9 protein-coding genes and 1 pseudogene are annotated in these 10,456 nt (G+C 40.8%); 9 read left to right on the top strand and 1 reads right to left on the bottom strand.

Translation table 11 applies throughout. The features are described from left to right. Nucleotides 1-136: 136 nt before the first annotated feature. The 9 genes from OGY18_RS04175 to pilV are packed head-to-tail and all read left to right on the top strand — an operon-like array spanning nucleotide 137 to nucleotide 9,601. On the top strand, nucleotides 137-964 hold the full coding sequence (locus OGY18_RS04175; RefSeq protein WP_286551954.1) for a TcpQ domain-containing protein: 828 nt from the start codon (nucleotides 137-139) through the stop codon (nucleotides 962-964). A 4-nt stretch (nucleotides 965-968) separates the two neighbouring features. Continuing rightward, the gene (gene pilN / locus OGY18_RS04180) at nucleotides 969-2,660 is read left to right on the top strand and encodes a PilN family type IVB pilus formation outer membrane protein (RefSeq protein ID WP_286551957.1); all 1,692 of its coding nucleotides are present in this window, start codon (nucleotides 969-971) and stop codon (nucleotides 2,658-2,660) included. Continuing rightward, a complete protein-coding gene (gene pilO2 / locus OGY18_RS04185; protein WP_286551959.1) occupies nucleotides 2,650-4,041 on the top strand; it encodes a type 4b pilus protein PilO2 in 1,392 nt (463 codons plus the stop codon). Before pilN ends, pilO2 begins: the two co-directional genes overlap by 11 nt. Further along, complete coding sequence (gene pilP / locus OGY18_RS04190; RefSeq protein WP_286551961.1) at nucleotides 4,004-4,480, top strand: type IV pilus biogenesis protein PilP; 477 nt, start codon at nucleotides 4,004-4,006, stop codon at nucleotides 4,478-4,480. The genes pilO2 and pilP overlap by 38 nt, the downstream gene beginning before the upstream one ends. A gap of 11 nt (nucleotides 4,481-4,491) precedes the next feature. Next, entirely contained in the window at nucleotides 4,492-6,021 is a 1,530-nt protein-coding gene (locus tag OGY18_RS04195; RefSeq protein WP_286551963.1) for a GspE/PulE family protein, read from the top strand. Next, the gene (locus OGY18_RS04200) at nucleotides 6,008-7,072 is read left to right on the top strand and encodes a type II secretion system F family protein (RefSeq protein ID WP_286551965.1); all 1,065 of its coding nucleotides are present in this window, start codon (nucleotides 6,008-6,010) and stop codon (nucleotides 7,070-7,072) included. The genes OGY18_RS04195 and OGY18_RS04200 overlap by 14 nt, the downstream gene beginning before the upstream one ends. Nucleotides 7,073-7,086: 14 nt before the next feature. Next, entirely contained in the window at nucleotides 7,087-7,593 is a 507-nt protein-coding gene (locus OGY18_RS04205) for a type 4 pilus major pilin (RefSeq protein WP_286551968.1), read from the top strand. Nucleotides 7,594-7,640: 47 nt separating this feature from the next. Further along, nucleotides 7,641-8,582: an ATPase, T2SS/T4P/T4SS family gene (locus tag OGY18_RS04210; RefSeq protein WP_200058994.1), complete on the top strand. Its 942-nt coding sequence runs from the start codon at nucleotides 7,641-7,643 to the stop codon at nucleotides 8,580-8,582. Nucleotides 8,583-8,590: 8 nt separating this feature from the next. Further along, nucleotides 8,591-9,601, top strand: a complete 1,011-nt coding sequence (gene pilV / locus OGY18_RS04215; protein WP_286551971.1) for a shufflon system plasmid conjugative transfer pilus tip adhesin PilV — start codon at nucleotides 8,591-8,593, stop codon at nucleotides 9,599-9,601. Between the two features lie 625 nt (nucleotides 9,602-10,226). Here pilV and OGY18_RS04220 read toward each other — a convergent pair. Continuing rightward, nucleotides 10,227-10,456: pseudogene (locus OGY18_RS04220) on the bottom strand (shufflon system plasmid conjugative transfer pilus tip adhesin PilV); the annotation flags it as partial.

Raw genomic sequence — 10,456 nt, forward strand, 5'->3', positions numbered from 1 at the left:
TGTTAACACAAGTCGTAGCTACACCAAGCACAGTAGCTACGTCGATAAAGGGAGTCCTGCACATATTTGTGTAGGTTTGGCGGTAGCGTGGGTGGCTATAAATATTCAGCCAGTGCGCCAGTGAAAAAGGCGTTTTATGTCAAGAATAAATATCATTGCGACTATGGTGATGGCTAATGCGTTAACTGCATGCAGTGCCTATAAACAACCCTCTGACGTGAACACTGAACCAAAGACTGGCTGGATAAGGTTTACAGAAGATCAGCCAGTACCGAAACCGGTACAACACTTACCTAAAGTTGCATCAGCAACTTCATCTAACATCAGCTCGTTGCCTTTGCCATCACCATCACTGCAACAATCTAATTCCGTCAGTAGTCAGGTTGTAAGAACTGCAGGGAATCAGGCGCCTCTGATGGCCGCGATGCATCGCCTTGTGCCTGTAAACTGGAGAGTTCGTCTTTCTCCATCTGTTTCAAAGGAATTTAAAGGCAATGTGTCATGGAATACTGGTAAAGACTGGAAAATCACAACCGACTCGATGTTATCAGAACATGGGTTAAAGGCAGTTTATGACAATCAAAATAAGGAAATTGAGATTGTATTTGATACACAGCAGCAGACCGTAATAAAGCCAACCAGTAGTAACACTGCAAAACCTTTAACAACGACTCATAGCCAGGTTGCTTCAACTAAAGTCTGGACAATTGAGAAAGGGACAACATTGAAAGCAGGTTATGCCGATTGGGTATCCAAGGAAATCTGCCCTGCAGGTAAAGGTAAATGGGTGCTTCGCTGGGAAGCTGATACAGATTATCCAATTGATTACCCACTTATATTTAGTAGTAAAAATTTCGAAGATGCGACAACCCAGTTATTTAATCTGTACCAAAGAGCACAGGCTCCACTATATGTAAGTGGGTACCGTAATCAATGCCTCATTGTTATCAGTGACAGAAAGTGAAACTATGAAAAATAAATCATTAACGTTAATTGCAACTGCACTATTACTTTCAGGCTGCACAGTGCAACGGATGAATGAAGTTCGTAAAGATGCAGAAGATACTGGGATAAAAACATCATCATTGATTAAACAAATGGGTGATAACTATCCTGTGGTTCAGTTTCAAAACAGTCAATATGTAAATACATCTCCTTTACCAAAACTCAAATATGATGGCCCTCGTGAAATTGTGAATTGTCAGGTAACGTATAAGACAGTTAAATCAGTTGATATATTTCAATTTGCACAGGACATAACTGATCAATGTGGTGTACGTGTACGTGTAACTCCAGATGCTGCAACATATGTCGCAGGTGGTAGCAGCGTAGGGGCAGGTACTCCGACCCAGCAACTATCTTCTGTTCCGTCACCAGTGTTAGGTGGTGATGGCATGAGGCCATTGAGTACATTCGGTTCTGGCGCACCAATGGTACAATCTAACGTAGTGAGTGGTGTTGCAAGAACTATTTCTAATGTGAGTTATTCTGGAAAACTTGGTGGTTTATTAGATTTAGTTGCCGGACGTTTGGGTATTTCTAAAAGGTATGATGAAAATGGGAGCATAGTATTCTATTACCTGGAAACAAAGCGCTTCGATATAGAACCAGCAGATGCCAAATATGCGCTTAAAGGTTCCGTTTCCAGCGGTCTATCTAATGCTACAGGTACAGATAGTTCTACAGGGTCCAACTCAGGTGTATCAGGTAGCGGTGGCTCAACGATGTCATCAACTGTAGATATGGGAAACGCACTCTATAGCGACCTCCAGAAAACAGTAGAAAGTATGTTAACACCCGGCGTTGGTCGTTTTAGCTTGAATTCAACTACTGGCACATTGATGGTAACTGATGTACCTGATGTAGTTGCCCGAGTTGGAGAATATATTGAAGATGAAAATAGTTCTCTTAGCCGCCAGGTTGTGCTTAAGGTAGTTACTTACACGATTAATTCAGACATAACTGACTCAATTAATATTGACTGGAACTTGGTCTGGAAATCATTGAGTGGAAATTATGGTATTAACCTAGCTAATACCACAAGCAATGTACCAACAGACGCAATCTCAGGCGGATTTAATGTACTGGACACAGCAACAGGATCTGCGGCCCAATTTGCTGGGTCTTCATTCCTTGCTGATGTTTTATCAAAGCAGGTGAAGGTTTCAAATGTCAAAACCAATACCTTCCTTACGACCAATATGGCAGCAGCGCCAATTTTGATTGGTCAGCAACTGACATACCTTAAAAAAGTAACAACAACACCTTACAGTACCGGTAACACTACAACTCTTCAACAATCACTGGAGCCGGGTAGCGTCACTACTGGCACCAATATCACTATATTCCCGAAAGTATTAAAAGGCGGGGATAGATTGATGCTAAACATGTTCATGGATATTTCCAGTCTCAAACAGTTACGTACAATTAAAAATGAAACTGAGAAGATGGAAGCTCCAGATATTGACACTCGGTCTTCACAGCAACGCATCTGGCTTAAACCAGGGCAAACTATAGTGATGTCGGGTTTTGAACAGGATGAAAATAACTCAATGGCGCAAGGTGTGGGTTCACCAGATAATATTGTATTTGGTGGTGGTAAGTCAGGGTCAAAAACAAAGCAAAGTTTTGTTATAACGGTGACTCCATATGTTCGATAAAATATTCGATAAATTTCGGAAGAAATCTGAACTTACGAGTGATTCTAAAATAAGAGTTTTGAAAATAAACAAACGCCGCTTTGTAGTTGGTCTAGAATGGCAAACTATTAAATTGCAGGCAAACATGATGAAAGCGGTTAAAGCGATTGGAAAGGCCAAAAACCTTGATGTCGTTGCTATCCGTAAAAGTGACGCTTATCAAGCTGGTTTTGCCCCAAAAACAAAACAGCAACTAAGAGGTGGGTACTCCCTTAGTGTTGCACTGACTTCGTTATTAAAAGAGTGCTGTATTGCTGTTGTTCATCTGGGGAATTCAGAAGCAGGAGAGGCAGAGTATACAGTTGTAGGACGTAGCTCCGCAGGTGGGATACATCCTATGTCTGATTTTATCATCTGTGAAGCAGATCTATTACAGTCTGTTATTGATATGAAAGGACAGCTAAGAGGCAACAATGAAAACCTAGATATCCCTATCTATGGCGATCAGGACCGATTCGAGTGGGTAACTGCACAGTTAGATCTTAACACCCTATTAATGTCCGGTAATATCTCTAAAGATTTTAAGTTAAAACCATTAACAATGGGGATGACTGATGAGCGGTTAATATTTTTGGCTGCTACATGTTTGATGTCTCTTGTAGCAGTCTTTTTTATTCATAGGCATATTGAAGGTAAGGAACTAGAGAAGCAACAGCAGCAAAATGAAGATATGAAGGCTCAAGCTGAGCTGAATAAAAAGGCACGATATCAAACAGCGCTGAAAAACCTTAGCCACCCCTGGATAACGAAACCATCAGTCCTGAATTTCATAACTGAATGTCGAAAGGGGTTATACAGGTTATCACCTTCAGTAGTGGGCTGGATCCCTGTTCAGGCTAATTGTACAGAGTACTCCTTGAGTGCTGAATATCTTCGACCACAAAACTCGGTAGCCACAACATCAGATTTTATCGACGCTATTAAGGAAAAATTTGGTGTCGGTGTTGCATTTAACTATGCCAATACATCTCTTACAAGCTTTTCAATAAGTCATGATGTTACACCTGAAGGTGATGACCCAATGGATGAAATGGGAAATCAGTTAGTGAAAATGATTTCTCTATTTCAGTCAATGAATATAGCTGCTAATTTTTCTGAGGTCCAAATCAAAGATAAATTAAGAAATGATTTAGGTGAAGAGATGCCTCTGCAGGAGTGGCAAGAATACAATTTTACGGTCTCTACTGCTGTCAGTCCTCAACTAATTTTTAAAAGTGACGATTTTAAAGGAGTAAGGCTCAAAGATATCATTTATAAGTTCGATGTAAATGGAACCACTCTTTATAACATTACTGGAGTAATTTATGGCATACGTCCAAAAGACAGTTATCCAAAAGATTAAAATTACGATTTTTTTCATGTTTTCAATAGCTACAGTATTTGTTACAAATGCTGCAGAGGTAAGTATGGGAAATCTTGATGATCTCCAAGCTGAACGTGTACTTTATGAAGCTAAAGCCGCACTTTTGAAGGCGAAAAATGCAGCAGCCGGGAATGCTTCTGCGGAGACAGTTATTACACCAGGTACTAGTAATAATGTTCCTGGTGCTGTTGGGATTAGCTCATCTGGAGTTAATACACCAGTATCATTACAATCAGAAATTCCTAAATTATCTAAGATTAATGGAAGAAAAGCCGAACTAATTCTTTCTAATGGTGACACTGTAATAGTAACAAGCGGGGCTATGCTGCCCGGCGGGCGCTGGCAAGTCACTGGGGTTGGACTTTCAGGTGTGACAATAAAAAATATAAACACTTCTGCAAAGCAAACAATTAATTAAGGATATGAGAGATGATTATGAGTGTCTCTGGCGTTTCAGAAAAAACACATACCTTTGTGCCACTAACAAGTTTAGTTGATGACTTTCCTTTAGGTGAAATACCTGCTGACATCAAATTACTAAAGGACATGAATTCTGGAGAGCACTTTTTATATGCTTTGTCTGATGATTCACAGTCAATGACTTATTTTGAAGTTTTAAAGCTTCTTAAAAGATGTAATATTGAGCCCAAGAAAAAGTTTTGTAGTCGCGAAGAATTAAAAAAATTAACCGAATCTATCAATATGGTTGGGGATAACGATAATCAATCGGAACTGCAAGAACTTGCACTCGCAATAATACAAAGTGCCTTAGATAAAAGAGGATCTGACGTTCATATAGAAGTAACCGATTCTTATATGAAAGTAAATTACCGCATAGACAGTAGTTGTATTGCTATTCAGGGATATGAAACTACAAGTAAGAAGGGTGGGCGGTTGATTAATACAATATATAATTCGATGTGTGAACAGCGTGAACCCGCAAACCTAGTTTTCTCTGAGCCCTGCTATGCACGTTTTAAAGACGAATTTGCATCTCTTCTGGGATTAAACAGTATACGAGTTACTACTCGCCCTGCCAGCGACAGCACCATCAAGATGGTAATGCGTCTTGTACCGCGCAAGAAAAAGGAGATTTCTGATCTTGCCTCTACTGGTCTTACAGAGCCTGAACAGAAAATTTTGCGCCGTGTCATTGCAAAACCAGCAGGGTCGATAATCACAAGCGGTCCAATGGGACACGGTAAATCTACCTTGTCTCAGCTGCTTGCTGAACAAATTCACATTAGGCATCCAGGTAAACATCTTGTAAGTGTTGAAGACCCTGTTGAGTCACCAATTCCTGGCTGGTATCAAACACCGTTACAGGGTAATTGGGATGTTACGCTGGCTAACCTGGTCCGAATGGATTGTAACGGCCTTTATCTTGGTGAAATCCGCGATATAGCGTCTGCCAACGGAGTTGTTAGCGCTTCTCAAACAGGAAATATTGTTCTTACAACGATACATACGGATCAGCCAATCGACATCATACAGCGAATGCGTAAGCTTGGTGTTGAGGAGGATTTGTTAACGGATGCAACGATCATTACTTGCCTAATCGGGCTTCGCCTTACACCACTTCTGTGCAACTCTTGCAAGATAAAATATAAGGGAAATGAAAATATTTTGGGCGTAGATGATCATGAGATTATCGAAAAATACGTACTAAATTCGGAAAACGTGTATTTACGTAATCATAAGGGGTGCAATAAATGCGGCCACACAGGTTTTCATGGAAGAACAGGCGTTTTCGAAATTATTGAAACTGATTATAAATTTATGCGTCTGTATGCTTCAAAAGGAAAGTTTGAAGCATGGAATTACTGGAGACAGAATGGCGGTATCACACTTTGTGATAATGTTAAACGTTTAATAGACGAAGGAAAAATTGATCCAATAAAGGCTCATCAAGAAATCTGCAGTCTCGACAGGGATGAAAAATTCTATGAACAAGATTAAACGTTTTATTTTTAAATTAACTTTCAATGCGTCTGATCGTCGTGATATTTATGAAAGTTTCAGAGGTTATCAGATGGATAACCTTAGTGCTGAGGATACATTTGATCGCCTAATTAGTGTATATTCTCGCCGCGGGAAAAAACCAAATCAACCCATTGCTTTGATACTGGCTGAATGTAAGGGTAATCTTGCTGCTGGTTCTAATGTTGCAAATAGCTTTAGTGAGTGGTTTCCTGAAGATGAGGTATCTATACTTAACTCATGTGAGCGTGCAGGTAATCTTATAAAAGGATTTGAAAACGCGAGTAGCTTTGCTAGCCAAATGGTAGCAATATCGGACGCAAAGAAATCGACAAGAAATACATTCCTCTACATGTCATTTTTAACGTTTGGCCTGATAATTATGTTCTGCATGATGATGGTTCCTGCTATCCAATTGTTTGTCCCTATTGAACAATGGTCAGGAATGGAACTGTCTTTATGGTATTTATATGTAGGGATTAGGGATTTTTGGTTTTTTATATTTTTATTCGTAGTTGTTTTAATTGTTCTTTTAAATAGGTCATATAACCGTTGGACAGGTGTTTTAAGAAATAAAGCTGATAACTACTTTCCCTACTCTGTCCATAAGCGCATTCAGGGATCGATATTTATTATGAATATGAATGCCATGCTCAGTGCTGATATTCCAATGGAAGAGGCTGTTGAAAGCCTGATTGAATATACCAACTCGGCCTGGATGCGGGAGAGACTTGAAGCAATAAGTGGAGCAATCAAATCAGGTGATAAGAATCTAGGTACAGCTCTTGATTCTACTGGTTTCGAATTTCCGAGTGTTGACGCGATTATAAAAATGCAAAGCCTATTTGATACGAAAAATGGTATTAAATCTATGGAGCGATTTTCAGATGAATGGATGAAGAAAACCGTATTGTCACTGGAGCATCTTAGTACAATTGTCCGTGTTGGCAGTATGTTTGCCTGTGGAGGTAGTATTATGTTTCTTGTAAGTGTTATGTCTAATTTACTTCAAAATATTTCAAGTTTTTAAATGAGGAGTCAAAAATGAAAGCTATTAAAAATGGTATTATTGATACTACTGATATTAACATGGGTATGGTTGTTCGCTTCTTCATTATCGTACTTGTTATCACTGCTGCCTCGGTTGCTTTTTTTAAATCACGTGCATTATCCGATGTCAATCTGGCTAACGCTATAATTAATGAGATGCGTAATCAGCGTGACAGTTCCGGGTATCAGTCGTCAACTGATTATTCAGCATCCATAATTAAGTCTGGAGCACTTCCTTCGAACGCTACAGTGCGTAATAATCAAATTTATAACCAGGCAGGGCAGCCGATTCAGATTGTTGGTAACGGTGTCGGATTCAAGTTGACTGAAACAGGATTGTCAGACAAAGAATGTATGAATTTAGCTGTGAAAATCGGTTCTGGAGATATGCTTTCCACACAGATTAATGGGCAGACGTATACAGCGGAAGTAACAGCGCTGAATGCAAATACATCTTGTAGTGGAAACAATAACACCATCACTTTCAATACTAGATTCTAATATTTAGGCCGCGATGTATATGCGGCCAGTAACTTACTGGTAATCAGATGCCTTTTCTTAATGACATAAATTTTATTGACCTGATCCTCGGACGTGATTTCAGAGAAGTAAAAGGAATGACTGGGCAGGGCAGCTTCATATCAGCTCTACCAAGCCTGTACAATGAAGATGCAGATGCCCTGAAAAATGAGTGCATGGCCATACACCAAGGGGGAGGTCGTACAGAATTTTCTCTCTTTTACCGTGAGCGTTTGTACCGTGTTACTGTTATTGCAAATGATATTTCAGGTTTGACGTTTGTAATAAGACAGACACCATTAAAGCCACGTGCTTTAAATGAAGTGCCATTTACAACCCCAATAATAACATCTATAGAACGACCTAATGCTACGGGATTGATGTTGATTGCTGGGGAGATGGGGTCTGGTAAAACTACTACAGCCGCAGCAGTACTTAGTCGCCGTTTGCAGTGCACTGGACACCTGGGCGTATCAATAGAAGACCCCATAGAAACTCTGTCGGAGGGAAGACACGGTAGCGGTAGATGTTTTCAGTTGGAAGTCAGTGGAGAAGAAACTTACACATCTGCGATAAAAAAAGCGTATCGAATGGGGGCGTCTGTATTTCTCTTAGGTGAAATCAGAGATTCTGTAACCGCTAACGAAGTCCTCAGGGCCAGCCTTAGTATGTTTGTTATTTCGACAATTCATGCGTCCAATATATTAGATGCAATTGAACGCTATATCACATTTTGTGAAGAAGTTAATCCGATGGCAGCATCGACTGTTGCAAATACTTTATACATAATTGCATATCAAAAAATGAGTCATAATTTACGAGATGGAAAAATACATAGCAGGAGAGTCGAACTAACTGCATTTAATTTAAAAAATGCAAAAAACTCATCTGCAATCGCAGCCAAAATTAAATCAAGATCATTCAGGGCACTAAATGATGATCTTACTGGCTATATTGAATACGAAGTCTGAGGGTAGATATGAAAAGACTCAAAAAAGGTGTAATTGATTCGACCGATATATCTATGGGATTAGTGATATTCGTCTCGTTTCTTGCATTGATAATTATACCAATGATGAAAAATTATCTTGATATGCAGAGTATTCAAAACGCAGCAGGCCAGGCTAAGCGTATTCAAAAGGCTGCGCAGCTATATATATCAGATAAAAGTGATTATATTATTGCTAATACGACTTCAAGTAAGTCAGTTAATTTTGGTGTGACTGATTTAATTAATGCTGGATATCTTCCACTAGGATATTCAACAAAGAATATTTTTTCGGCTACCTATCAAACTCGGGTTTTTCAGCCAGAAGCAAAAAAACTCAATTCAATGACATATCTTACAGGGGGGGCTGAACTCACGCCCAGCTTGAGATTAAAGTTAGCTTCGGCTATTGGTGCGAGTGCAGGTGTGATCACTAATGGTGTTGCTAAGGGTGCGCAAGGTGCATGGGTACAGAATCTGTCAAATTTTGGCGGTTATAATCCCGGTGAAGGAACGGTGGTAATCGCTGGCTTCTACAATAATGGGAGTGTCATAAATGACTACCTCTATCGTAAAGCATTGCCTGGGCATCCTGAGCTAAACACAATGTCTACTGCTCTTAATATGGGTGGTAATGATGTGAATAATGCAAAGGTGATCAATAACCAGACGACGAATACCAGCGGCAATACGATTACATCAGGAAGTACGACAACTGGCGGGGATACCAACACTGGAGGATGGTTTCGTACTAAAGGGGACGGCGGCTGGATTAACGACAAGCACCAGGGCGGTTTCACAATGACCGATGATGGTTGGGTCAGGTCAGTCTATGACAAGGGGATCTATACTGGCGGGCAGGTACAGGCCGGGACAATTCAATCAAATGGCCGCATGACAGCAAATGAGTTTGTTCAGGTAAATGGAGTCGCTACTGCGGGGGCGGCGTGTTCCCCTAATGGGCTTGTAGGCCGCGATGCGTCTGGTGGCATACTTTCTTGACAAAACTATTTAGGAGTTCAACATAAGGCTGAATATCCGATGACTCTCCAAAAATAACCGGACACAGGGTAGTCGTCGTTAGTAACTAGCATGCCAGTGATGGATAAATTATATACACCCATATCACCGCCCCGTACGCCATTCTTTGGGGCGTTTATTGCTGTGACCGTTGCGCTGTATACTTCCGACATCTTGTGCATAAAAGATTCGTAACGAGAACTATCATTACCCAAACCTGCGCCTTGTCCCCACTGTTCAATTAATCCAGAGTGTGGGTTACATGACCATCCGTTTGTCCCTAGCTTGACAATGAAGTCTCCGTTTTTCCACACGCCGGATTGACAATTACCTTGCGCACATTGCGTAAGCTGCGAAACAGTTGTTATTTGAGCCGGCCCCTGTGACTACCCATCTGTTATTCACAACATCTGGATAACTGCCGTCAGGGGCGTTGTAGGCGTTACTGGCATTGCCTGAGAAGTAGGTCAGGCTGTACCCGCCAGATAGCAGTCTTTTACCAGCCGGACATGCAGCATATGAGTAGGTTTTATTGCATCCACTTGCACCAACAACGACGAAACTCTCTATATCTGAACGGGCTGGATTCCACACGCCGGATTGACAATTAGCTAAATGGACAGCAATACGCATCGACATGCTCATCGTCAACGCTCTTAGATACGCCGAACATTCGCGTGCCGGTCATTATATAGCCAGCAGGACAAATCACAGGTTTGTACGTTACATCACCGCCAGCACCACCTGCAAAATAGTTGTACGCCACTGGCGACTCGAACCAGGCACAACCTTGATTACTGACTTTGCCGCCACCGCTCCACACGCCGGATTGACAAT

Source organism: Citrobacter sp. Cpo142 (genome assembly GCF_030332425.1).
Classification (GTDB): Bacteria; Pseudomonadota; Gammaproteobacteria; order Enterobacterales; family Enterobacteriaceae; genus Citrobacter; species Citrobacter portucalensis.